The 24,360-nt window shown below is 44.8% G+C and carries 20 protein-coding genes; 4 read left to right on the top strand and 16 right to left on the bottom strand.

What is annotated here, in order from left to right; genetic code table 11:
• Nucleotides 1-31 precede the first annotated feature (31 nt).
• A complete protein-coding gene (locus ABXS78_RS08885) occupies nt 32-874 on the top strand; it encodes an aldo/keto reductase (RefSeq protein WP_366249755.1) in 843 nt (280 codons plus the stop codon).
• A gap of 35 nt (nt 875-909) precedes the next feature.
• Here ABXS78_RS08885 and ABXS78_RS08880 read toward each other — a convergent pair whose 3' ends face one another.
• The 9 genes from ABXS78_RS08880 to ABXS78_RS08840 form a co-directional block, all read right to left on the bottom strand.
• Nucleotides 910-3,057, bottom strand: coding sequence for a DNA topoisomerase (locus ABXS78_RS08880; protein WP_366249906.1), 2,148 nt, complete (start codon nt 3,055-3,057; stop codon nt 910-912).
• Nucleotides 3,058-3,156: 99 nt separating this feature from the next.
• Nucleotides 3,157-3,618 carry a CBS domain-containing protein gene (locus ABXS78_RS08875; protein WP_366249754.1) on the bottom strand — a complete coding sequence of 154 codons (462 nt, stop codon included), beginning with the start codon at nt 3,616-3,618 and terminating at the stop codon, nt 3,157-3,159.
• A 108-nt stretch (nt 3,619-3,726) separates the two neighbouring features.
• Nucleotides 3,727-4,704, bottom strand: coding sequence for a ring-cleaving dioxygenase (locus ABXS78_RS08870; protein WP_366249753.1), 978 nt, complete (start codon nt 4,702-4,704; stop codon nt 3,727-3,729).
• Nucleotides 4,705-4,994: 290 nt separating this feature from the next.
• A complete protein-coding gene (locus ABXS78_RS08865) occupies nt 4,995-5,516 on the bottom strand; it encodes a DUF2812 domain-containing protein (RefSeq protein WP_366249752.1) in 522 nt (173 codons plus the stop codon).
• Nucleotides 5,513-5,779 carry a PadR family transcriptional regulator gene (locus ABXS78_RS08860; protein ID WP_366249905.1) on the bottom strand — a complete coding sequence of 89 codons (267 nt, stop codon included), beginning with the start codon at nt 5,777-5,779 and terminating at the stop codon, nt 5,513-5,515. Before ABXS78_RS08860 ends, ABXS78_RS08865 begins: the two co-directional genes overlap by 4 nt.
• 301 nt (nt 5,780-6,080) lie before the next feature.
• The gene (locus ABXS78_RS08855) at nt 6,081-6,422 is read right to left on the bottom strand and encodes a hypothetical protein (protein WP_038560718.1); all 342 of its coding nucleotides are present in this window, start codon (nt 6,420-6,422) and stop codon (nt 6,081-6,083) included.
• Nucleotides 6,423-6,607: 185 nt separating this feature from the next.
• Entirely contained in the window at nt 6,608-8,089 is a 1,482-nt protein-coding gene (gene dacB, locus ABXS78_RS08850; RefSeq protein ID WP_366249751.1) for a D-alanyl-D-alanine carboxypeptidase/D-alanyl-D-alanine-endopeptidase, read from the bottom strand.
• A 128-nt stretch (nt 8,090-8,217) separates the two neighbouring features.
• A complete protein-coding gene (locus ABXS78_RS08845) occupies nt 8,218-8,985 on the bottom strand; it encodes an exodeoxyribonuclease III (protein ID WP_366249750.1) in 768 nt (255 codons plus the stop codon).
• Nucleotides 8,986-9,011: 26 nt separating this feature from the next.
• Nucleotides 9,012-9,983 carry a zinc-binding dehydrogenase gene (locus ABXS78_RS08840; protein WP_366249749.1) on the bottom strand — a complete coding sequence of 324 codons (972 nt, stop codon included), beginning with the start codon at nt 9,981-9,983 and terminating at the stop codon, nt 9,012-9,014.
• 119 nt (nt 9,984-10,102) lie between these two features.
• Between ABXS78_RS08840 and ABXS78_RS08835 the strand changes: the two genes are divergently transcribed.
• On the top strand, nt 10,103-11,965 hold the full coding sequence (locus ABXS78_RS08835; protein ID WP_366249748.1) for a prenyltransferase/squalene oxidase repeat-containing protein: 1,863 nt from the start codon (nt 10,103-10,105) through the stop codon (nt 11,963-11,965).
• Here ABXS78_RS08835 and ABXS78_RS08830 read toward each other — a convergent pair.
• The 4 genes from ABXS78_RS08830 to ABXS78_RS08815 all read right to left on the bottom strand — a co-directional run bounded on the left by ABXS78_RS08830 (nt 11,962) and on the right by ABXS78_RS08815 (nt 15,245).
• A complete protein-coding gene (locus tag ABXS78_RS08830) occupies nt 11,962-12,756 on the bottom strand; it encodes an SDR family oxidoreductase (protein ID WP_366249747.1) in 795 nt (264 codons plus the stop codon). The two genes, ABXS78_RS08835 and ABXS78_RS08830, sit on opposite strands and share 4 nt — an antisense overlap.
• Before the next feature lie 11 nt (nt 12,757-12,767).
• Entirely contained in the window at nt 12,768-12,899 is a 132-nt protein-coding gene (locus ABXS78_RS08825; protein ID WP_366249746.1) for a hypothetical protein, read from the bottom strand.
• A gap of 62 nt (nt 12,900-12,961) precedes the next feature.
• The gene (proB, locus tag ABXS78_RS08820) at nt 12,962-14,053 is read right to left on the bottom strand and encodes a glutamate 5-kinase (protein ID WP_366249745.1); all 1,092 of its coding nucleotides are present in this window, start codon (nt 14,051-14,053) and stop codon (nt 12,962-12,964) included.
• A gap of 118 nt (nt 14,054-14,171) precedes the next feature.
• Nucleotides 14,172-15,245 (bottom strand): branched-chain amino acid aminotransferase, encoded by a 1,074-nt coding sequence (locus ABXS78_RS08815; RefSeq protein ID WP_095222751.1) that lies wholly within the window; start codon nt 15,243-15,245, stop codon nt 14,172-14,174.
• A 213-nt stretch (nt 15,246-15,458) separates the two neighbouring features.
• On the opposite strand from ABXS78_RS08815, the gene ABXS78_RS08810 reads away from it, so the two are divergent.
• Nucleotides 15,459-15,767, top strand: coding sequence for a hypothetical protein (locus tag ABXS78_RS08810; protein ID WP_366249744.1), 309 nt, complete (start codon nt 15,459-15,461; stop codon nt 15,765-15,767).
• Nucleotides 15,768-15,804: 37 nt separating this feature from the next.
• Here the strand turns inward: ABXS78_RS08810 and ABXS78_RS08805 are convergent, their stop codons facing one another.
• The 3 genes from ABXS78_RS08805 to gltB form a co-directional block, all read right to left on the bottom strand.
• Entirely contained in the window at nt 15,805-17,100 is a 1,296-nt protein-coding gene (locus ABXS78_RS08805; protein WP_366249743.1) for a globin-coupled sensor protein, read from the bottom strand.
• A 171-nt stretch (nt 17,101-17,271) separates the two neighbouring features.
• Entirely contained in the window at nt 17,272-18,756 is a 1,485-nt protein-coding gene (gene gltD, locus ABXS78_RS08800) for a glutamate synthase small subunit (RefSeq protein WP_366249742.1), read from the bottom strand.
• A gap of 15 nt (nt 18,757-18,771) precedes the next feature.
• Nucleotides 18,772-23,319, bottom strand: coding sequence for a glutamate synthase large subunit (gltB, locus tag ABXS78_RS08795; protein WP_366249741.1), 4,548 nt, complete (start codon nt 23,317-23,319; stop codon nt 18,772-18,774).
• A gap of 132 nt (nt 23,320-23,451) precedes the next feature.
• On the opposite strand from gltB, the gene ABXS78_RS08790 reads away from it, so the two are divergent.
• Entirely contained in the window at nt 23,452-24,354 is a 903-nt protein-coding gene (locus tag ABXS78_RS08790; protein ID WP_366249740.1) for a LysR substrate-binding domain-containing protein, read from the top strand.
• Nucleotides 24,355-24,360 lie beyond the last annotated feature (6 nt).

Genomic DNA, 24,360 nt, shown 5'->3' with positions numbered 1-24,360 from the left:
GAAAATATAGAATTGGAAAGGAGAGTATAGAATGCAAAATCATATCCCTACCAAGAAACTGCACGACGGTACGATTCTTCCTGCTGTAGGCTTCGGTACATATAGCTTGAAAGGCAGTGGAGGTGTTCAGGCCATCCGCAGCGCTATCGATGCAGGCTACCGCTTATTGGACACGGCTTATAATTATGAAAATGAGGCAACTGTCGGACAGGCTATCAAGCAGCACAGTATTTCGCGTGATGAGATTTTGGTCACCTCCAAACTTCCAGGTCGGTATCATCAGCATGATAATGCGATTACGACGATACAGGAATCCCTTTACCGTGCAGGTCTCGATTATTATGACCTCTATCTGATTCATTGGCCGAACCCGAAACAAGATCATTATGTAGAAGCATGGCAGGCCTTGCTTGATGCTCGTAAATGGGGCTTGATCCGTTCTATCGGTGTTTGCAATTTCCTGCCGGAGCATTTAGAGAGACTTAAGGCAGAAACAGGTGAACTCCCTGTTATCAATCAGATCGAACTGCATCCATTCTTCAACCAGGAGAAACAAAGACAATACCATGAAGAAAATAGCATCGTAACAGAGTCATGGAGTCCGCTCGGCAGAAAAACGAATCTGCTGGAGCATCCATTGCTTGCTGAAATCGCCCAGAATCATGGCAGAAGTGTCTCACAGATTGTACTGCGCTGGCATTATCAGCTGGGAAGCATCGCTATACCTAAATCTGCTACCCCTAGCCGCCAGGTAGAGAATCTTGCTATCTTTGATTTTGAATTGGATCAAGCAGATATGGAGAAGATCAACAGCTTAACAGCTTCAGATGGACGTATCGCTGATCAAGATCCAGCGGTTTACGAAGAATTCTAAAAAGAGCGAAGTGTGGGTTCCACACATCGCTCTCTTTATTTCTTCTCGAATTCCATTTTCCAGCTGTAATAGTCATTGTCTGGATTCTTTTCATAAGAAAGATAAGCCGAGAATTTCTTCCCGCGTTTGCTTGTCATACCTTTTACATGAGCTGTACCGCTTTTCAGGAGTGCTTTCACCATCGTCTTCGTTGGCTTCTTCCGCACTGCCGAAAGGAACTTATCATTCTTCCAAATGATGTAGCTGCATGTTTTCTTATAGTTTTTACAACCAAATCCTTTATACCCTTCTACAACATCTCCGCCGCAAGCTGGGCACTTGCCGAGAACTTCATGGGTGATTGTTTGCTTCTCAATAGTCCGGATCGGTGCTGCTTCGTCTTGTTTCATCGTCTGCACTGCATCCTTCGTAAAGGAGAAAATCATCTCCAGAAAATCTTCCCGGCCGACTTTCGCATCCTCTATATCAGCTAGCGTCTTCTCGAGCCTTCCGGTAAAGTTCAAATCGAACAAAGGCTTAACCGGAAACGTTTCAACCAGCTTCTTACCGGTATCGGTTACGTGCAGTTCTTTCCCTTTATTACTAATATAGTGAATGTCTTTCAGCTTCTTGATTGTTTCTGCCCTTGTTGCTGCTGTCCCGATACTGAAACCACGCAGTACTTCGACGACATCCTCTTCATCCTGTTTTCCTTTACCGCACGTTTCCATAACTCGCAACAACGTTCTTTCCGTATGAGGCTTCGGCGGCTGCGTCATATGGGAAGTGACGGTTGTTTCCCATGTATCCACCAGCATGCCTTCCTGGACATCCGGCAGCAAGGTTTCCTTTGTTTGCTGCTTCTCGACCTTCTTCCAGCCATCTACAAGCTGAATACGGCCTTTTGAGATAAAACTGCCAGATAGAGAGACATCCGCAATGATGGTTTCTAAAGTCGTCTCCTCATACACTGCGACAGGCATGAATTGCATGATAAATCGGTTTTTAACCGCATTGTATACAAGCTCCTGATCAGGCGTAAGTCTCTTAGGCAGAACATATGTCGGTATGATCGCACTATGGCTGGATACCTTGCTATTATTGAACACGCGTTTCGAACGGCTGAATTTGATTTCCGATTCATAAGGCAATCCTGCTGCTACTTTCTTCAATACGCCAGCAGCCTTGGATACTAGGCTTTCCTCCAAAGCTGTACTGGATGTACGAGGGTACGTTATATACTTCTTCTCATATAGCGTTTGTGCCACTTTCAGCACCTTATCAGATGTCCATCCGCTGTATCTTGCTGTCATATATCCTTGCAAACCAGAGAGGTTAAACAGAGGCGGACAGAATTCCTTTTTCTCTTCCGTCTGTTTGTCCTTGATCTGTCCTTGTTTGCCTTGAATGCGCTGCAGGATATCCTGCAGCGGGTCCCTCTCCTTAAACTTGTCCGTCTTCCCTTCCTTGTAAACACCTTCATAGAATTTCTTGTCAGGTGTTCGGAAAGTTGCAAGCAACTTGAAATAAGGCTCTGGTTTGAACTCACTGATTTCCTTGTCACGATCATAGATGATTTTCAATGTCGGCAGCAGTACACGCCCGATATTTAAAACCTGTCCGCGGCCGCTCTGATAACGAAGTGTCGCTACCGAGGTAAGGTTGATTCCGATAACCCAATCAGCCCACTGACGGCCGATTCCAGCATCATAAAGTGGTCTGAGCTCTGTGTTCGGCCGGAGTGATTGAAGACCGCGAAGTACTTCCTGTTCGGTCCATTCATTCAACAGCAGCCGGTAAACGGGCTTGTCCGGTTTGATATAGTTGATGATGCTGTCACCAATCAGTTGCCCTTCCCGGTCGTAGTCACATGCGGATACAATTTTCTCTACATCTCTTCTTTGCATGAGACGCTTTACGATTGCTATCTGCTTCTTCGCACCAGGATCGGCAGCGTCACGATTGCGCGGACTCGATTTGATTTTATATTGGAAAGCATCTGGTACAAACGGAAAATTATCCAGTTTCCATCTTGCCATAGCAGCATCATAGTCTTTCGCATCAAACAGCTGCAGCAAATGACCGAATGCCCATGTGATAATATAACCAGGCCCCTCGTAAAACCCATCCTGTTTTGTTTTTATTTTCAATGCATCGGCGATATTCTTCGCAACCGAGGGCTTTTCCGCCAATATAACTATCATACTCATATATAGATAAAACTCCTTTAATCTATCAAGCTCATAACTTCTATTCTAACATAAAAAAGCACTGACTCTTTCTTTGGAGTCAGTGCTTTACCATCAAAGTGCGTTCAGTAAGTTAGAATGAATCGTACGCAGAACATCACCGCGGCTGATTACCCCCACAACTTGCTTTTGGTCATTCAGAACCGGTATCTTTTTAAACCGGTGTTTTGCCAGTATGTTCACGACTTCTTCCATTTCATCCTCTTCATGGACGGTGACGATTCCTCGTTTTTTAGCAAGATTCAATATAGGATGATCTTTTAATTCATCAACAATTTTATCTATTTTCTCTGCTTTAAAGCTTACAGTCAGCAAATAGTTGAAGACGACTGTATCCTTCGGCTGGATCCCTCGCAGGATATCTCCGTCACTGACGACGCCTACAATACGCCGGTCTTTATCCAGTATCGGCATTCCACTGATCCGCCGGTTAACAAACGTCTCTAAAACCTGCTTGACCGTATCTTGTTCGCTCGCTGCTATTACATCTGTTATCATGAAGTCTTTTGCTTTCATAAAAAAGCCTTCCTTCTGTATGGGATGAATGCTACATCTTTATTATACGCTTACCTGACGAAATCTGCTAAAAAAAAGACATCTGCTAAATAAGCAGATGTCGGTTTATCATTCTTTTTCAAGTTGTTTTGTGCTGCGTACAGTATCGATCGGACGGACAAGCTTTTCGATTTGTTCACGTTTTGGCTCCAAAAATGGCGGCAAGGAAAGTTTTTCTCCTAGCGTTTCGTATGGTTCATCACCCATGAAACCAGGACCGTCAGTCGCAAATTCGAATAAAATCCCTGGTGCTACTCTGGAATACAGCGATTCGAAGAAGTGTCGATCGACATATCCGGAAGTTTGGAATTGGAAGCTATGCATCCGTTCAATCCATTCCTCTAATACTGCTCGATCCTCGACACGGAAAGCAGCATGGTGAACTGTGCCAAATCCTTGTCTTCCGTCTGGCAGAATTGTATTGTGCTCAAGAACGATGCTTGCACCATTACCGCCTTCTCCTACTTCATACAAATAGTAGGACCCTTCCTGTGCAACTGGACGGAAAACAAGTACTTTTTCGAGCATTTCCTTGAAATAATCAATATGTGCCGTCCTGACAAAAATCGGACCGAGCCCTGTGATAGCAAACTCCAAAGGTACAGGACCGTTCTGCCATGGTGTTCCAGAAGCCACACCTTCATCATTTTCATCGCTGATCAACTGGTATTGCTGTTCGTCGAAATCCTCGAAAGATAAAGTCTTGGTTCCAAACTGCTCTTTGATGCCATGATGCTTTACTTCTAGACGATCGAATCGTTTTACCCAATAATCCAGGGCAGCATCGGATGGCACGCGGAATGAAGTTTTGTAGATTTCATTCGTACCATGTGTACCCTTCGGTATGCCAGGGAAATCGAAGAACGTCATATCTGTTCCTGCGCTGCCTTTGTCATCCGCGAAAAACAGATGATATGTTTGGATATCATCTTGGTTCACTGTTTTCTTAACAAGACGCATGCCAAGTACATATGTGAAGAATTCATAGTTTTTTTCTGCACTGCTCGTAATTGCCGTTACATGGTGAATACCTTTTAAATGATTCATCTTTATCACTCCAGCCTGATGATGGAATTACCTCGAATTCGAGATAAATACATTATGACGTACTCTCTCTGTGATGTCAAATGGATAGAAATCAAAGAAAAGCCTAAATATATTTCAATTACATCAATTCATTTCAATTTTTAGCTTAATTGAAGTTATTTTGTATTTTTATTAATTTTTCTTTTTTGTTTCTCCGGCTCCTCCGGTCGTTTTCGACGCATTTCGCTTTTCTTTCAATTTCTATCCAAAACAATAGAGATTATTCTGTCCGATCAGAATAACCTCTATTTCTATATTAAAATCTCTTTTAGCTTCTTTGCTTTTCTTCTTAGTATATAAACACCAAAAATACCTATTATAGCTATTGGAGCAATAGTTCCCCCTATCCAGAAAGGCATATGGCTTGGATTCGTAATTGCCGGTAACCAGAAAGATAGCACATGCATTGCCAGAATAAATAAAAGATAATTAGATAAACGTATGTATTTAGCAGCTCTTGAATGGACATCTGTAAAAATCTCTAATTTATCTGTTCCATCATCTTTTTTGCAGAAATAGTACCAGCCTCCAAAAGAACTGACCATATGCCATCCATCCATTTCGAATAAATCGAAATAACTTTTGTCAGGAATGCCTAGTCTGTAATCCAGCTGATACACTAGTTTCAAAGGTGCTGCAGCTTTAAAGGTGTACGTGAACCATCTGTATTGTTCAAGCACCCAGCCTTCCTGCGCCATTCGCTGGAGCCAAACCTCTTCTTTCTGGTCTTCCCATGCCCAAAACAATTTTCTTACCTTCTTTTTCTCTGTCATATTTCTTCCCCTAACTGTTTTTCGCTGATTTCAACAAGCTTGCGAAGCCGCTCATATTCAGCGAATAATAATCTTCTGCCGTTATCCGTCAGCTGATAAGACTTTTTAGTATCCTTCTGCTCCACTTGTGTGATCAACTGAAGCTTCTCTAATTTGCGGAGCGCTCCATAAAGTGTCCCTGGGCCAAGCTTCACTAACCCCTCACTGATAACTTCCACCTCTTTCATTATGCCGTAGCCATGCAGCGGCTGCCGCAGCACCATTAAAATGTAGTAGGTGGTATGCGTTAAAGGCAGTAATTCCTCTGTTTTCTTCAATTGTTACACCTCCTTTGTTATATCGACATGCGATATATATCGTGTGTCGATATAATATCATATAATATGCATTTCAGGTTATCGATAATTCTTATACCTAGGCTAATATGATGACAAAAAGGCCTCAATGGAAAGTGTGATTTTGAATAGAGTTATATATTCGGTACTACTACAAAGTTTCCTTATCGAGAGCTTCCGTCTTCTGCTAAGGGCAAAAAACAAGCGCCTGAACATAAGTCCAGGCGCTTTACCAATGCTTGACATCCTTGAAATCCCGCATGATGATGCGCGACTCTTTTATGTCCTGATATAATCGATATGGCTTGCTCGCCAGCCGGATCGGCAGCGTAAAGAGAAATTGGCTTAGGTCATCTTTGTACTCCGTCGTCATTCGGGAAGGTTTCGAAAGAATGCGATTTTGCCATTCTTCCTTGAATTCTTTTTGCAAATCCAGTCTGACATCAATAGCATGATGGCATTGCGTACAACAAATCGTTTTGAGCTTATCATTGATGTACGTAATCGTAAATGGAGACTCCTCGCGACAATGGATACAATATAGCTCTGCTTCCATGCGGCTTTGTTTCAACGTTATCTCCTTCTTTCCTAATATCTAGCTTCAGAAACCAGAAACACACCGGGAGCGACAGGATAAGTCCGTCTGCTCCGAGCTTTCTCACTTTCTTCTCCGTTACTGCACGATTTCTTCCGCTATTATTCCCTTCCTAATTAGAACATTTCGCTGTCCGCTTGCTGATATCCTGTCTATAACCTTCAATTTGTATGCATACTTTTCAACTCTTCATAAACAATTTTCAATATCTGGTCTTCTATCCGGGGTCCTTCCTCTTCATCCAACAGTCCGTTCAGCAGAATGGAGAAAGCAACATGTTCCCCTGATTTTGTTTCCATATACCCTGATAACGAACTAACGCCTGTAAGTGTGCCCGTCTTAGCATTAATCTTTCCTGCGAGTTCCGTGTCAACAAAGCGATTGCGGAGTGTTCCGCCGACCATGCGTTCTGCCTTTCCTGCAATCGGAAGCGATGTTTTGAACGCTGGAAACCAAGACTCCTGTTTTATTTGTGTAAGCAGTGTTGTAAGCTGCCTTGCAGTTATACCATTCACATGTGACAGACCAGACCCATCTCTTATGACCATTTGTTCCTTTGGCAGCTGTATGTCACTCAGGTAATTTTCCATTAAATTGATACCATCTTCCCAGTTCCCGGCTTTTTCCTTGCTTCCGATATGCTTGAGGAACATTTCTGCATGCCCGTTATTACTCAGTTTCATAAATGGGAGAAGCAGTTCTTTGAGCGGAGCAGATTGCTTTCGCAGAAGCTCGGTTCGATTTGCTGGTGCTTTTGCAGTTTTCGCAGTACCTGTGACTTGGATACCGGATGCTTTCACATAATCTTGAAACAGATGCAAAACATATTCTGTTGGTTCCCAGACCGCTACCCATTCCCGCTCGCTATCGCCTGCAGCAATCGAGCCAGAAATGACAATATCATTCGTTCCATGGATTCGTTTCACTTCTAATTCTGCTTCTTCATTACTGGATACAATGACAGCATCGTTTTGTATCGATACATAGTCTGTTTCTGGAACCGCATTTACCGTCGGTTTCCCTGAAGGCGAACTTGCTTCTACCATGACCTTCACTGTTCCCGTATCATGGTCACTATCAGGCGCTGCTGTCAGTGCACTGATTGCTGCTCCATAATAAGCTGATTCATCTTTCCAGGTTGTATCTTCACTGTAACGCTCCCGATCAAAATACGTATCGTCCGCAACGATATCACCATTAATCTTCTTTATCCCTAATTCATGCAGCTGACTTGCAAGCTGCTGTACATCTTCATATGTAAGGGAAGGGTCCCCTTTACCAATCAAATACACGTTTCCATTGAGCTGCCCGTTCTTTACTTGGCCATCTGTTGCAACTATCGTTTCGAACCTATGCTCTTCCCCTAATTCATCCAGTGCTGCTGCAGCAGTCAGAAGCTTCATATTGGATGCAGGGCGCATACGCTGGTCAGCACTCTTTTCAAAAATTGTCCTACCTGAATGCTCTTCTGTAATATGGATTGCAAAGGCAGCTCCTTGCAGATGTTCTTCACTTGCCAGATATTCTGATAATCTATCTTTCATCCTATCCTCTTTTCCGGCTACGTGGACATGCGTATGAGGAACCATACAAGCAAAAAGCAGCAGTCCTGCGGTTAAAATCCGCATAACTTTGCGAAACATAAGCATCTCTCCTTATTGCATATCCTACTTAACCTGCACGTTATAATGTATGTGTATGTATCCTATCTTAGTGTAACAAACTATCAGATTATTTAAAATATTGTTCGGAGCATAAAGAAAAGACACCATCACATGGTGTCTTCATCCTTTATATACAAGCATACCGGACAATGGTCGCTGCCCATTGTATCAGCATGTATTTCTGCTTCTTGTATTTTGTTTTTCCAACGTTCAGAGACGATGAAATAATCGATACGCCAGCCGATGTTCCTTTCTCTTACTTGATTCATATACGACCACCAGCTGTACGCGTCCTCACGGTCCGGATAAAGGTATCGGAAACTATCTACAAAACCGGAAGCAAGGAAGGCAGTCATCTTTTCCCGTTCTTCTTTCGTAAAGCCGGAATTGCCGTGATTTGTCTTATAGTTTTTCAAATCTATTTCCTGATGGGCAACATTCAAATCACCGCATAGGATGACAGGTTTCCGGTTATCCAGCTCCTGAACATAAGATAATATCCTATCTTCCCACTCCAGACGCTCAGCCAATCGCGCCAAATCACGTTTGGAATTCGGTGTATACACCGTAACTAAATAGAAATTGTCATATTCCAAGGTAATGATCCTGCCCTCAGGTTCAATAACGCCCTCATCGAGTCCATATGTGACATGGAGAGGTTTATGCTTCGTGAAAACAGCAGTACCTGAGTACCCTTTGCGCTCTGCGTAATTCCAATATTGATAATATCCTGGCAGATCTAATTCAATCTGGCCATCCTGGAGCTTCGTTTCCTGCAAGCAGAAAAAATCTGCATTTTGTTCCTTAAAATAGCCAAGAAAGCCTTTCTTAACACAAGCTCTTATTCCATTCACATTCCATGATACCAACTTCATTTCTCTATTTCCCCCGTTGTATGTCTCTAATCTGCGATGCGCAGAATGATTTTTCCTGCATGTGTCCTGCTTTCCATTAGCTGATGCGCCTTACTCGCATCCTCGAGCTTGAATTCTTGTATGCTTGGGAAAGTGATATCTCCCATCTCCACAAAACTGATAACCTGTTCAGCGATGTGCTTTAAATCTTCTGGTCGTTTCTTACGAGTCGTCCCTAAGCTATAGCCGAGCAGTGACCGGCAGCTTGCGTGGACATCTGATGTTTTTATAGAACCAGCAGTACCGCTAGCATTCCCGTAGTTTACTAATCTACCGTAAGGCGCGAGACACGTAAAACTCTCTTCCATTACAGAGCCGGCTAGCGAATCTAAAATGAGGTTGGCTCCAGCTCCATCGGTCAGGCTTTGGACTGACTCTGATAGATTATCATAAGTAATACAATGATCAGCACCAAGCTTCAAAGGCAAATCCGCTTTATGATCTGTGCTCACTGTCCCTATTATTTTGCCTGCACCTAGCTTTCTTGCGAGCTGAACCAATGTAAGGCCTGTCCCGCCTGATGCAGCATGAATAAGCACTGTTTCTCCGTTTCCTAGTCTCCCAACGCGCTCGAGCAGCATGAAAGATAAAAAGGAAGGAACCGGACAGGCAGCAGCAACAGCTGTATCAACTTGATCTGCAACTGGATAAACGAGCATTGCATTTGCTATGGCATACTCCGCATAAGAACCTTCTTTTACGAATGCAATAACTCTTTCTCCAACTTGAATCCCTTTGACATCTTGTCCTACCTTATCAATGATTCCAACAGCATCCAATCCAAGTATGCCTGGATTTCCTGCTCCTTTCATGCCTTTTCGCTTTTTTATATCAGCAAAATGAACACTTGCTTTTAACACCCTTATCCTTACTTCACCTGCTGATGGCTCAGGCACAGTAACTTTTTTGTATTCCAATACATCCAGACCGCCTGTACTTGCCGCTACAATTGCTCGCATAATAATCCTCCTATTAGCTGGGACATAGATGCACGAGTCATAATTAGCTATTCTCTGCATATTTTATCATATTGCAGTATATTTTCCGTTCAATAACTCTCGGGAAAAGGAGCTGTATCATGAGCCAGGTCAACATGGAAGATGTGAAGATGGCAATTGAGAAGCGTATAAGTAAGCTTGAAGAGCTACAGCAGGAGGATGGATCTTGGCGTATGTGCTTTGAAGGTGCAATTTTGACAGACTGCTTCTATATAATCACCTTCACTTCTTTCGGCAAAGAACCAGATACTGTAGAGAAGCTGAAAGTCCATTTATTAAAAAAGCAGCGGGACGATGGCAGCTGGACAGCATATCCTGGCGAAAGAAACGGCAACTTATCGGCTACTGTATTGGCTTATGCTGCACTGCGTTTTTCTGGAGTCACCGCTCAAGAGCTGCGGGCAGCAGAACGCTTTATCAGCACGAACGGAGGAATTAACAAAGCCCATTTTATGATCCGCTTCATGCTGGCAGTGCACGGGATGATACCATGGCCGCCTTTTTTGAAGTTCCCTATGACCGCGCTGCTTGTACCGACCACATTCCCAATAAATTTCTTTCAATTCAGTTCTTATGCCAGAATCCATTTTGTACCGATGCTGCTTTTGCTGAATAAAAAGTTTAAACGAATCAGCCGGCATAGCGTCCAGCTTGAGCATTTATTGTATGAAGATGAATGGGATGATTTAACGGATATTCGATCGCCCTTTCGTACCATCACAGATGAATGGAGCCGTCTCGCCCGGCTGCCGGCCCGTCTGCACCGTGCCGGCTATAGATATGCGGAACAATATATGGGAGAAAGAATCGAATTAGATGGGACTCTATACAGCTATGCAAGTGCCACTTTCTTCATGATTTACGCTTATCTAGCGCTCGGATATGAGGAAAACAGTCCAAAAATACAGCAGGCATTAAAAGGCATACACGGACTTGTCAATGAGAACTGCAACGGTATCCACGTCGAAAATTCAACATCAACAGTTTGGGATACCGCTTTACTCAGTTATGCACTTCAGCAGGCAGGCGCCCCTGCCAAACATCATATGATTCAATCAGCCAATCATTATCTACTGCAGCGGCAGCATGTTAAGAAAGCAGATTGGCAGATTCATCAGCCTGGTACAGAGCCTGGCGGCTGGGGTTTTTCAGATATCAATACAAATCATCCAGATAACGACGATACATCTGCCGCACTTCGAGCCCTCACAAGACAGGCACGTCATAACCTTACTGTTAAGCGAGCTTGGAAAAAAGGATCAGATTATCTGTTGGCGATGCAAAATAAAGACGGCGGCTGGGCAGCTTTCGAGAAGGATACAGACTGGTGGGTATTAGGTAAGCTTCCGATTGAAAATGCAGAAGATGCAGCCATTGATCCTTCTACTCCGGATTTGACTGGCCGGGTGATGGAATTCCTAGGAACATATGCAAGTTTGAAAAAAGATCATTCCAGTATGAAAAAGGCTGTCCGCTGGCTTTATAAACACCAGCAATTAAATGGTTCATGGTATGGAAGATGGGGAGTCTGTTATTTGTATGGGACGTGGGCTGCTTTGACTGGCCTTGCAGCAGTTGGTGTAAAACCGACAGAAAAGCATATAAAGCGTGCTGTAAATTGGCTGAAAGCCGTCCAGCATGAGGATGGCGGCTGGGGAGAATCGTGCCGAAGCGCTGAAGTAGGAACATATGTAGACTTGCCGATTAGTACGATCGTCCAGACTGCTTGGGCCGTTGATGCCTTAATAGCCAGCGGCGAACAGGATAGTAAGGAGGTACAGCAAGGCATCACTTTTTTGTTGTCAGAGCCTTTGCTGAAAACCTCGATTGACTATCCTACTGGAATTGGTCTTCCTGGACAATTTTATATTCGCTATGAGAGCTATCCGCATATCTTCCCGCTGCTTGCTTTAAGTCATTACCGAATCAAAGCAAAGTCTTAACCAATACTTTTGACCATTCCGCCATCCACGACGAAAGCTTGGCCGGTAATATATGAATTGGCAGAAGAGCATAGGAAAACGGCCATGTTAGCAAATTCTTCAGGCGTACCGTATCTCCCCATCGGGATAGATGCTTGGCTTTGCTGCTGAACGTCCTCCAAGCTTTTGCCTAGTTGATCAGCAGTCTTCTGATCCAGCTTATCGACTCGATCGGTATGTATTTTTCCAGGACCAAGCGTATTGATCAGGATATTGTCTGGTGCCAGTTCTTGCGAAAGAGATTTCGCCAAGCCGACAATCCCCGCGCGGAATGTATTTGATAACAGTAAGTTATCGATTGATTGCTTAATGGAAGATGAAGCGATATTAAGAATATGGCCGCCTCGATTTTCCTTCATGATCGGAGCTGCAGCTCGAATGAAACGGACGAAACTCAATAGATTCAGTTCGAAAGCTTGCTGCCAGTCTTCATCGGCGAAATCCATTAATTTACCAGCCGGTGGTCCGCCAGCATTATTAACAAGAATATCAACTGATCCGGTATGCAGCTTAGCTGCCTCGACTGCGCGGATGATATCTTGTGCATCAGTTATGTCACAGACCGAATAAGCAACAAGATCATTCCCGGATTCTTTCATTATTTCATCTCGTGTCTGTTTAAGTGCCTGCTCATTACGGCTGACAATATGAACAGAGGCGCCCTCCTTGGCTAATTGCAAGGCTGTCGCCTTACCTAGCCCTTTGCTGGCTGCTACGACCAGTGCTGTCTTGCCTTTTAATCCTAAATCCATATGATCACTCCTTAATCTGCTGCTTTTGCGATTTTACTTCTGATCCAGCGAGCTGCTGTTTCCTCCGGGATCTCATATGTACCGCCTTCGCGAAGCAGTTGATTTTTATACATTGTTTGGACAAGCATGATTACTTTCATCATTGCCACTCCTTTCTGGTCTTCATTATACACCCAAGCCGCCAAGCAGGCAGGCTTGGCGGCTTTCATAGGAATACAATATAATTTCGATGGACTACAGCTTTATGCCAAACGGAAGACGGATCAGTCTCGCGATTTGTGAGCATTTCGCGCAAATCAGCAGATGAAATATCACTGATACCGCGGGCGATTATATCTCCATCTGTTGTCTTGATTTCCACGACAGCGGACGTGGAAAAAGTGCCATGTACTTCTGTGATTCCGATCGGAAGCAGGCTTTTCCCATGCTCAAGCAAAGCTTCTGCTGCACCTGAATCGATTATAAGGCTGCCAGTCGCTCTTGCATGATGCGTGAGCCATTGCTTCGTTTTGCGCTGCACCTCTGTTGCTTCGTCTCCTATATACGTTCCTGCTCCATTGTCTCGGGCAATCTCAAGCAAGGTTGATCGCTCATTCGTTGTACCGATGAATACAGGCACCCCTAACTCAAGCGCAGTTTGAGCAGCCAGTACCTTTGAATACATGCCGCCCGTACCGACCTTGGAACCGGATGTCTGTTCAATGGAAGCCTGCATTTCTGGAGGAATCGCGTCCAGACGCTGATATCGTTTCGCATCAGAATAAGTATTTGGGTTCTTATCGTAGATACCGTCCACATCTGTAATTAGGATCAGTAAATCAGCTTTCACGAGTCCGCTGACATAAGCAGACAGCATATCATTATCACCAAATGTCAGTTCTCGTATGGATACTGAGTCATTTTCATTGATTATTGGAATGATATTGCGCTTCAGCAGCTCCTGCAGCGTATTGTAGCTGTTATGATACTGATCGGCATTTGTAAAGACATCCCGCGTCAAAAGCAGCTGCGCACATTTCATATCATGTTTGCCAAAGGCTTCCGTATAAGCTTGGACGAGCAAACCTTGTCCGATTGCAGCCGCGGCCTGTTTCCCTTCAATCGTAACCGGTCTTGATGGATAGCCCAGCTGACGGAATCCTGCTGCCACAGCACCTGAGGATACAAGTATCACTTCATGTCCTTCTTTGATTAACGCTGCTATTTGGTCCGTATGCTGGCGAATCTTTGATTCACTCATTCCGCCGCCCGATTCAGAAAGCATGCTTGAGCCTATTTTTACAATTATTCTTTTCATCTTCCATTCACCTTTTCATCTAACAACTCATTTTAGTAACGATTATATAGTAAAATAGCCCAAGCTCCTAGTCTGAAAGCTAAAAACCTCCACCGCTATGTGTGGAGGTTCATCTAAGTTAGTTGACTTCGACTGTCCAGCCGAATGTATCTTCCAGCTCACCTTTTTGAATGCCGACGATCGTATCATAGACACGCCTTGCAACTTCACCAGTGACGCCATTATTGATCTCGTACGTTTCGCCTTCATAGAAGAGCTTGCCGACTGGGGAGATGACTGCTGCTGTTCCAGTACCGAACGCTTCTTCCAGTTTGCCTTCTTTCTGCGCTTGAACCACTTCCGCAATAGAAACACGGCGTTCTGTTACTGGATAACCCCAATGTTTCAGCAACTGCAGGACACTGTCGCGTGTAACTCCCTGAAGGATGCTGCCGTTCAGCTGTGGTGTAACAATCTCGCCATCAATTTTAAAGAATACATTCATACTCCCTACTTCTTCGATGTATTTCTTCTCGACACCATCCAGCCAAAGTACCTGAGAGAAGCCAGAAGCGGCTGCCACTTCTTGCGCCTTAAGGCTTGCAGCATAGTTTCCGCCGGTTTTCGCATCGCCTGTACCGCCTTTGACTGCACGTACATAGTCATTCTCCACTGCAATGCTTACCGGGTTGATACCTTCTTTGTAGTAAGCCCCTACAGGAGACAGAATGATGATGAACTTGTAGCTGACAGATGCAGCTACGCCAAGGAACGGCTCCGTCGAAATGATGAACGGACGGATATAAAGTGAAGTTCCTTCTGCAGTCGGGATCCAATCTTTCTCGACCGAAATAAGCTGTCGCAATGCTTCTAGCGCTAATTCTTCATCTAATCGTGGAATGCAAAGTCTGTCGTTTGAACGATTCATACGTTCAAAGTTTTTATCCGGACGGAACAGCAATACTTTCCCTTCCTTGGTTACATAGGCTTTCAAGCCTTCAAAAACCGTCTGGCCATAATGGAAACACATGGCTGCCGGATCCAATTCCAGCGGTGCGTACGGTACGATCTGTGGATCGTGCCATCCTGTATCGACTGAGTAATCCATCGTGAACATATGGTCGGTGAACACCTTACCGAATTGAAGCGTGCTTGCTTCCGGTTTCTGTTTTAAATTTTCGCTGCGTGTAAATGCAAAGGTTTGTTGTTTCAAAGCTAGGACTCCCTGTCATTTAAGATTTTCTTTCTCTTTTTCAGTTGAATTGTTTCTAATGATAGAATATTGCGACAACAATATCTTATCAACAGATTATATAGGAGTTTGCGAACAGTTTCAACCTAAAATTTTAACAAAACTGCATTCTGTATGTTAGGATAAACAAAGATAAGGGAAAAGAAAAGCACATACATTAAGGAGGTACGGCATATGGAAACGGGTACAATCATGTGGATCATTTGCGGAATCATAATTATCGGCGCACTTGCAATCGCTGCTGTTATGATCATGAAAGCTGTTAAATCAATGCTCGCAACAAAGAATAAAATCAATAAGACAATGGCACCGATGCAAGCGGATATGCAGACAATCAAGCAAGAGCAGACAGTTTTACAGCAGCATCAGAAAGAAATCCAGTCTAATGTTCAATCGATTACGGAAGGTTCGAAGACGGTTATTTCTTCCATTAAACAAGCACCTTCTGCATTGAAAGAGCAATTCAAACAAACACAGTTTTAAAACAAACAACCAGCAGTCATTTGACTGCTGGTTTTCTTTATGCTTCCGTAAGTTCATTTAATTGGCGCAGTATGGTTTCTGCCTGTTGCATCGCACCTTTTACATCCATAAGCTCACCAGTGAATTCCTTGATGCTTTCTTCTGTACGGCTGCTTATTTGTTCATTACTATGTGAATGCGTCATGATATTCTCAAACTTTGTCGTAACATTCCCCAGCTGTTGCGTACCATTTGCAATCAAATCCTCTGCTGTCTCCATGAATTTGCTCACATTATTAATCTGGGAATACGTATCTTGAATCAGCGCTGTTACATCGGAAACAGATGATTTCGTTTCTTCCGCCAACTTCCGAACCTCGCTCGCTACGACGGCAAACCCTTTTCCTTGTTCACCTGCCCTTGCCGATTCAATCGAAGCATTAAGAGAAAGAAGGTTCGTCTGTTCAGCAATACCTTCCACTAACACTACAATACTGCCGATCTTAGCAGCTGCTGCCTCCAAAGCAGTTAGTTCCTTTTGCACCATATCCATTTGCTCGCCGATTCGGTGCATCCGCTGTTGCTGGGATGCCAGACCCGCTTGTCCTTGTTCAGAATGGTTCACCACTTCTTTTGCTGTCTGTTTTGTTTCATTACTCTGTTGGGTCAATGTTGCTGAGAATGCAACAAGCTCTTCGACAGCTCGGTTCACCTGCAGGAATATGTTTGTGAGGCTCTCGGAGGTAGCTTGGATTCTTTCATATAATGTATCCTGCTTCTCAATATGTTCAATATGTACACGTTCATGTTCTGTATTATAAGCATCCAACACAATTTGCTGTTCTATGTTAAAGATCTTTGTCGTGGCAAGTACGGCTGAGCGGTAGGCTCCGAAGTCATGGAGGTGCTGTTCGAATATGGATAGCATCTGCTGCAGGAGATCCTGGAAAGCTCCCATATACCACTTTGGTTCCAGTCCAATTTTTGCATGAATCAACGCGATACGTTTGCGTTTCTCTACATAATCAGCATCCACTTTGCCATCAAACATTTCCTGTATATGCCGCTTAAGCGTCTGCTTCAATCTTTCAACTGAACTATTACTTTCAATGATTGTGAGCAAATTGTTCTGATTGGTGATGTTCTGATAAAAACGGCTGACGATACTTTCAATCTCCGAACAGACTAGTGGCTGTAATCCTGTTAAAACGTACAAATCATCTTCTGTCAGATGAATCATATCAAGCTGTTTTTTCAGTTCGCCTTCAATCTTCAATGTTACGTTTGCTTCTCTAGATAAATTAGTTTGTTCCACTTTTTCTGCATTTCTCTCTTTTTTGCGTTTCAATAACATGCTGATCCTCCTCGATGAATCCCCCATTCCTTGTATATCGGTTGAATATCAGTAATTTGAAGGCGTTCTTCCAAAATACTGGCAGGAGATCTGACAAGTTGCTGGCTTGCGTTCCGTTATGGCGGCATAATAAAAGCAGAACCTCCGTTAAACGGAAATTCTGCTTGATATTTAAGGTAAGACAGTCTCACCCATAAGCTGAAGATCAACCTGTTTGGCAACGTCCCTGCCTTCGTTGATAGCCCAAACGATCAGACTTTGTCCGCGGCGGGCATCGCCGGCTGCGAATACTTTATCGACATTCGTGCGATAATCTCCGTAAGCTGCTTCTACGCGTTTGTTAGGTGTTACATTAACACCAAACTCTGTAAGCAACGGCGTTTCAGTACCTTCGAAGCCGATGGCGATCAACACGAGCTCAGCAGGCCATACTTTCTCAGATCCTTCAACTTCCTGGTAAACGAACATGCCTTTCTCATTACGTACTTTCTGCATATCGATTGTATGCAATTCCTTAAGATTGCCTTGCTCATCCTTGACGAATTTCGTTGTCTGGATAGAGTATTGGCGCGGGTCTTCCCCGTAAACCGCTTTTGCTTCTTTATGCGCATATTCCAAACCGAATACGTGTGGATACTCCGGCCATTGGTTATCAGCACTGCGAGCAAGCGGCAGCTGTGGGTGTTTCCCGAATTGCGTAACGCTTTTTGCGCCTTGACGGACAGCTGTAGCGATACAATCCGCACCAGTATCTCCGCCGCCAATAACGATGACATCTTTGCCAGCTGCATCGAACTCCGGCTGAACAGCTTGTTTCTCATCAAGCAGAGCTTTTGTCGAAACGGTCAGATAATCCATTGCAATATGAACACCTTTGGATTCTCTTCCTTCGATCACAAGATCGCGCTGCTGTTGAGCTCCTGTACAAAGAATGACAGCATCGTATTGGTCACGAAGCTCTTCAGCAAGGATGTCCTTGCCGATTTCTGTATTCAGGACAAAGTCGATACCTTCCTGACGCAGTAAGTTGATACGACGTTCCACGACTTCTTTTTCCAGCTTCATGTTTGGAATACCATACATAAGCAATCCGCCAGCACGATCAGCACGCTCGTATACAGTTACTGTGTGCCCAGCTTGGTTCAGCTGATCCGCACTAGCCATACCGGCAGGTCCAGATCCGATAATTGCGACCTTTTTACCCGTACGCTTTTGCGGAATGCGCGGTGTAATCCAGCCATTTTCAAAGCCTTTATCGATGATTGCACGTTCTATATTCTTGATGGCAACTGCAGGATCGCTGATTGCTACCGTACAGGAACCTTCACAAGGAGCCGGGCAGACACGGCCAGTGAATTCAGGGAAATTATTCGTCAGCATCAATCGTTCCAATGCCTCTTTCCATTTCCCCTTGTACACAAGGTCGTTCCATTCCGGAATCAGGTTGTAAATAGGACAGCCAGATGTAGCACCGCCAATCTCCATACCGATGTGACAGAACGGTGTACCGCAGTCCATGCAGCGGGCTCCTTGTGTCTTCAGCGTAGCATCAGAGAAAGGAGCGGCGTATTCGTTCCAGTCCCGGGTCCGCGTCTTTGGATCGCGTTCATTTGCTTCTTCTCTTTTGTAGTCGATAAATCCGGTTGCTTTCCCCATACTTCCACCTCTTTCTTAATGTACTGCTGCAGGTTTCTCGGATTCTTTTACTGGTTTTGGCTGCTGGTTTTTCAATACGAATGCTTCCATGACAGCCTCTTCCTGCGATAGCCCAAGCTCACGCTGTGCATCGATCTGATGCATCATGCTACGGTAATCAATTGGAATCACTTTGACAAAGTAAGCGAGTTCCGCTTCCCAGTTTTCCAGGATGAAAGATGCTTTTTCGCTATCTGTGTAAGCAGCATGCTTCTCAATCGTGCTGCGAAGCTCTGCGATCTCTCTCTCATCAGACAATTGTTCAAAGTCGATCATTTCCGTATTGCAAAGCTGTTTGAATGCTTCCCGGTCAGCTGTATGAATGTAGGCAATTCCGCCCGACATTCCCGCAGCAAAGTTTTTGCCAACCTCACCGAGTATGACAACCTTACCGCCAGTCATATATTCACAGCCATGCTCCCCGATTCCTTCTACAACAGCTGTTGCTCCACTATTTCGGACAGCGAACCGTTCACCTGCCATGCCGTTGATATATGCTTCACCAGAAGTCGCACCATACAATGCAACATTACCGGCAATAACGTGCTGCGCAGCGGATACTTGGAATCCAGCTGGTTTCTTGACGATCAATTTCGCGCCGGACAAACCTTTACCAACATAGTCATTGGCATCTCCCGTAACTTTCAAGGTCATACCCTTCGGTGTAAATGCACCAAAGCTCTGTCCAGCTGAACCATTGAAATGCAGATTAACAGTGTCTTCCGGAAGCCCTGCTTCAGCAAATTTCCTGCTGATTTCACTGCCAGCAAGTGTTCCGGCTACACGGTTGATATTGCGAATTGGAAGCTCCAGATTCACTTGCTCCTTGCCAGATAATGCTTTTTCAAGATGCGGCAGGATATCTGTCGTATCCAATGCGATATCGATCTTATGGTTCTGCGGCGTATTGTAAGTCCGAGCTCCATCGATTTGATGCAGCAATCTGCTTAAATCCAGCTGTCCTGCTTTCCAATGCGATTGTGCTCGTTCCGAAACTTCAAGTACATCTGTACGACCGACCATTTCCTCCATTGTGCGGAAACCAAGCCCAGCCATGATTTCTCTAACTTCCTGTGCGATGAATGTCATGAAGTTTACGACATGATCCGGGTCCCCCATGAATTTCTTACGAAGCTCAGGGTTTTGCGTCGCGATACCAACTGGACATGTGTCGATATGACAAACACGCATCATAACACAGCCAAGAACAACTAATGGCGCTGTTGCAAATCCGTACTCCTCTGCTCCGAGCAATGCTGCCATGACAACATCACGGCCAGTCATCAATTTACCGTCAGTCTCCAAACGGACACGGTCACGCAAACCATTCAGCATAAGTGTCTGGTGTGCTTCCGCCAATCCGATCTCCCATGGCAGACCAGCGTGCTTGATGCTAGTTTTCGGTGATGCTCCTGTTCCGCCGTCATAACCACTGATGACGATGACATCTGCGGCACCTTTTGCTACACCAGCAGCAATTGTGCCGACGCCGCCTTTGGCAACTAATTTAACACTGATTCTTGCATCACTATTCGCATTTTTTAAGTCGTGGATGAGCTGAGCCAGATCCTCGATGCTGTAGATATCATGATGCGGAGGTGGAGAAATCAAACCAACTCCTGGAGTCGATTTTCGAACGTCTGCAACCCATGGATACACTTTCTTTCCTGGCAGCTGTCCGCCTTCCCCAGGTTTTGCACCTTGCGCCACTTTGATTTGAAGCTCATTTGCCTGCACTAGATAAGAGCTCATAACTCCGAAACGGCCAGAAGCAATCTGCTTGATGGCACTTCGGCGGGAATCTCCGTTTTCATCTAGCGTATAGCGCTTCGCGTTTTCGCCACCCTCACCACTATTACTTTTTCCGCCTAGACGGTTCATCGCGATGGCTAATGCTTCATGTGCTTCTTCACTGATCGAGCCGAATGACATAGCACCTGTCTTGAAGCGTGTCACAATGCTTTCAACCGATTCGACTTCTTCAATCGGAATCGGATTGGACTTCTTGAAATCGAATAAGTTACGAAGGAAACCGAGCCGTTCTTTATCGGCAGCTTCGGTGTATTCCTTGAACAGCTCATAGTTATCACGGCGGCATGCCCATTGTAGCGTATGGATCGTTTTCGGGTTGAACGCATGATGCTCGCCGTTTTTACGCCATTGGTATTCACTGCCTGTTTCCAAGGCTGTGGTTGTTGATTTATAAGCTGCATGGTGGCGTTTTTTCGCTTCTTCAGCTATCGTCTTTAAGTCGATTCCATCAAGCTGGGATGTTGTTCCTGTGAAGTACTTGGAAATAACACCATGACTGATACCGACTGCTTCGAAAATTTGTGCGCCGCGGTAGCTTTGCACGGTACTGATACCCATCTTGGACATCACCTTGACAACACCCTCAGTCATTGCTGCTGCATATTGTCTGACGGCTTCCGGATAAGTCAGCGCGATATCGCCATTATCAATGCTTTCCTTCAGGGTTGCGTATGCTAAATATGGATGAATAGCATCTGCACCATAACCTAGAAGCGTAGCCACATGATGCACTTCGCGAACTTCTCCGGCTGATGCAATCAAACTGACCTTCGTACGAAGACCTTTCCGTACAAGATGCTGATGCAAGCCGCTTACAGCAAGCAAGGTTGGAATCGGAACATAGATATCAGACATGAGGCGATCTGTCAGCACGAGTACACTGACACCTTTGCTGATCGCATCCTCTGCTTCCTGGAAAATTCGTTCCATACTCTTCTTCAGATTTTCTCCGAACAATGTATGAATTTCCTGCAGCTTGAAATTGCCGCTCGGTTCAGAAACTAGTTGTTCCAGCTGATTGTTCGTAATAACTGGTGAAGCTAACTTGATCCGTTTGCAATTCGTTTCATCCGGATGCAGCAGATTGCCTTCTTTTCCAAGATAAGATAGCGTGCTTGTAACGATTTGCTCCCGATAAGCATCAATCGGCGGGTTCGTTACCTGAGCAAACAGCTGCTTGAAATAAAAGAACAATGATTGCGGGCGGTCAGACAGCACGGCTAACGGTGTGTCATTCCCCATAGCCCCGATTGGGTCTTTGCCTTCTGATACAAGCGGAACAATATACTTCTGCACATCTTCATATGTGTAACCGAAAGCTTTTTGTTTTGTAATAAGGTCCTCAACAGCGCTATCGTCAGAAACAGTCTGATCATGGAGTTCCACAATGTTCTCATCCAGCCACTGCTGATAAGGTGCTTCTGCTGCCATTTCCTGCTTTATTTCCTCATCAGGAATCAAACGGCCTTGCTCCATATCCAGTAGAAGCATCTTGCCAGGGCTAAGACGATCTTTCGATAGGACGTTCTCTTCTTCTACATCAAGCACGCCTACCTCTGAAGATAGGATGAGATGGTCATCTTTCGTTACGTAATAACGTCCTGGACGCAGACCATTACGGTCAAGAACCGCACCAATTTGTTTTCCATTCGTAAATGAAATGGCTGTCGGGCCATCCCATGGTTCCATCAATGTGCTATGATAAGCGTAAAAAGCGCGTTTTTCCTTATCCATATAGGGGTTCTTATCCCATGGTTCAGGAATCATCATCATCGCAGCATGAGCCGGTTTACGGCCAGCAAGCACGAAGAACTCAAAAGCATTATCCATGATGGAAGAATCGCTTCCGTCTGTATCCAGAATCGGCAGGATCTTTTCTGTGTCTTTGCCGAATGCTTTCGATACTAACTGCTTTTGGCGGGCACGCATCCAGTTGACGTTCCCTTGCAGTGTATTGATCTCTCCATTATGAATCAGGTAGCGGTTTGGATGGGCCCGTTCCCAGCTTGGGAATGTATTTGTACTGAAACGGGAGTGTACAAGTGCAAATGCACTTTCGAATAATGGGTCCTGCAAGTCCAAGTAGAACTGATCCACTTGCACAGAAGTCAGCATTCCTTTATAGACGATCGTCTCACTGGAAAAGCTGGCAAAATACAGATGCTGCTGCATTTCTTTCGCTTCATTTTCCGCCTGTTTGCGGATGACGTACAGCTTACGCTCGAATGGAAGACCTATTTCTGTGTTCTCTCCTTTGCCGACGAAAAGCTGACGGACGAAAGGTTTTACATCCTTCGCCATAATGCCGATGTGCGTGTCATCGACAGGTACCGTGCGCCAGCCGATTACGTGCTGACCTTCTGCTTCTACAAAGGCACTGATTTTACTTTCCAGCTCTTCCTGCTGCGCATCCTGTGTGTTGAAGAAAATCATGGCAACGCCGTATGAACCAGGCTCCGGTAACGAAAATTCAGTCTTTTCGGAAAAATAACGGTGTGGCAGCTGCACCATGATACCTGCTCCGTCACCTGATGCAGGATCGCTCCCTTGCCCGCCGCGGTGATCCAGCTGACACAGCAGCTGCAATCCTTTTTGGACAATATAATGGGCGGCTTTACCTTTCATATGCGCGTACAAACCGATTCCGCACGCGTCGTGCTCAAATTCCGGTCGGTATAAGCCTTGTGCTTTTGGTAGGAAATGAAATGCCATTATTAATCCCTCACTCTCTGTCTCGAACCGACATGTTGTCTTATTAAACATTGTAGGTTTTCTAATTGATCGAAACAATATATAATTTAGATAGAATCAATCTCAATTTGAGATAGATCGGAGGATTATAGCATGGAATTGCGTCAACTGCGCTATTTTATCGAGGTTGCCAAGCGAGAGCATATGTCTGAAGCAGCTGAATATTTACTTGTTGCACAGTCCGCCATCAGCCGGCAAATCAGTAATTTAGAGGATGAACTTGGAGTGGATCTGTTTGAACGGGAAGGCAGAAATGTCAAATTGACTAAAATCGGGCGCACCTTCCTCTCTCATATTGAAACAGCTATGCAAGCAATCGATTATGCCAAAAAGCAAATCGACGAACATTTGGATCCGGAGCGCGGGTCTATCAAAATCGGCTTTCCAACGAGCTTGGCTGGGCAGCTTTTGCCGACAGTTATCTATTCATTCAAAGAAGCTTATCCGAATATCCAGTTCCAGCTACGCCAGGGAACGTATCAATTTTTAATTGAACAAGTGTCCCGCGGTGATATCGATATTGCTTTTATTGGCCCTGTGCCGAGGGATCACGATCGAATTGATGGAGAAATTCTGTTTACAGAGAGCTTTTCTGCGCTCGTTCCAGTCGCTCACCGATTTGCAGAACGTGAGCGGCTGCATCTGAAGGATTTGCAGAGCGAGCAGTTCGTACTTTTCCCTGAAGGTTATAAACTGCGCCAGCTTGTGATGGATGGATGCAAAAAAGCTGGATTTGTACCGACTGTATCATCAGAAGGGGAAGATCTGGACGCTATAAAAGGACTCGTAGCAGCCGGCATCGGCATCACTATTTTGCCGGAAAGTACATTCTATGATGCTACGCCCAGGATGACTGCGAAAATTCCAATTACGTTTCCCGAAGTAAGGAGATCGGTCGGTATCATCATGCCGCGAGAAAGACAAGTAGCGCCATCCGAAAGGTTATTCTACGAATTTGTCCGGGAATTCTTTTCCCGTTTACAGCAATTCAGATGAAAAAAG

This window comes from Terribacillus aidingensis (assembly GCF_040703035.1).
Classification (GTDB): Bacteria; Bacillota; Bacilli; order Bacillales; family Amphibacillaceae; genus Terribacillus.
Note: the sequence above shows the minus strand (reverse complement) of the source record. Positions and strands in the feature narration are given on the sequence as shown.

Excerpts from the sequence above, each read along its gene's own strand:
- ABXS78_RS08805 (WP_366249743.1), bottom strand. The coding sequence starts at position 17,100 with ATGTTATTGAAACGCAAAAAAGAGAGAAATGCAGAAAAAGTGGAACAA.
- ABXS78_RS08840 (WP_366249749.1), bottom strand. The coding sequence starts at position 9,983 with ATGCGAGCAATTGTAGCGGCAAGTACAGGCGGTCTGGATGTATTGGAA.
- ABXS78_RS08790 (WP_366249740.1), top strand. The coding sequence starts at position 23,452 with ATGGAATTGCGTCAACTGCGCTATTTTATCGAGGTTGCCAAGCGAGAG.
- proB (WP_366249745.1), bottom strand. The coding sequence starts at position 14,053 with ATGAAAAGAATAATTGTAAAAATAGGCTCAAGCATGCTTTCTGAATCG.
- ABXS78_RS08880 (WP_366249906.1), bottom strand. The coding sequence starts at position 3,057 with ATGATAGTTATATTGGCGGAAAAGCCCTCGGTTGCGAAGAATATCGCC.
- ABXS78_RS08870 (WP_366249753.1), bottom strand. The coding sequence starts at position 4,704 with ATGAATCATTTAAAAGGTATTCACCATGTAACGGCAATTACGAGCAGT.
- ABXS78_RS08865 (WP_366249752.1), bottom strand. The coding sequence starts at position 5,516 with ATGACAGAGAAAAAGAAGGTAAGAAAATTGTTTTGGGCATGGGAAGAC.
- ABXS78_RS08885 (WP_366249755.1), top strand. The coding sequence starts at position 32 with ATGCAAAATCATATCCCTACCAAGAAACTGCACGACGGTACGATTCTT.
- dacB (WP_366249751.1), bottom strand. The coding sequence starts at position 8,089 with ATGTTTCGCAAAGTTATGCGGATTTTAACCGCAGGACTGCTGCTTTTT.
- gltD (WP_366249742.1), bottom strand. The coding sequence starts at position 18,756 with ATGGGGAAAGCAACCGGATTTATCGACTACAAAAGAGAAGAAGCAAAT.
- ABXS78_RS08835 (WP_366249748.1), top strand. The coding sequence starts at position 10,103 with ATGAGCCAGGTCAACATGGAAGATGTGAAGATGGCAATTGAGAAGCGT.
- ABXS78_RS08860 (WP_366249905.1), bottom strand. The coding sequence starts at position 5,779 with ATGGTGCTGCGGCAGCCGCTGCATGGCTACGGCATAATGAAAGAGGTG.
- ABXS78_RS08875 (WP_366249754.1), bottom strand. The coding sequence starts at position 3,618 with ATGAAAGCAAAAGACTTCATGATAACAGATGTAATAGCAGCGAGCGAA.
- gltB (WP_366249741.1), bottom strand. The coding sequence starts at position 23,319 with ATGGCATTTCATTTCCTACCAAAAGCACAAGGCTTATACCGACCGGAA.
- ABXS78_RS08830 (WP_366249747.1), bottom strand. The coding sequence starts at position 12,756 with ATGGATTTAGGATTAAAAGGCAAGACAGCACTGGTCGTAGCAGCCAGC.
- ABXS78_RS08810 (WP_366249744.1), top strand. The coding sequence starts at position 15,459 with ATGGAAACGGGTACAATCATGTGGATCATTTGCGGAATCATAATTATC.
- ABXS78_RS08845 (WP_366249750.1), bottom strand. The coding sequence starts at position 8,985 with ATGAAGTTGGTATCATGGAATGTGAATGGAATAAGAGCTTGTGTTAAG.
- ABXS78_RS08825 (WP_366249746.1), bottom strand. The coding sequence starts at position 12,899 with ATGATGAAAGTAATCATGCTTGTCCAAACAATGTATAAAAATCAACTG.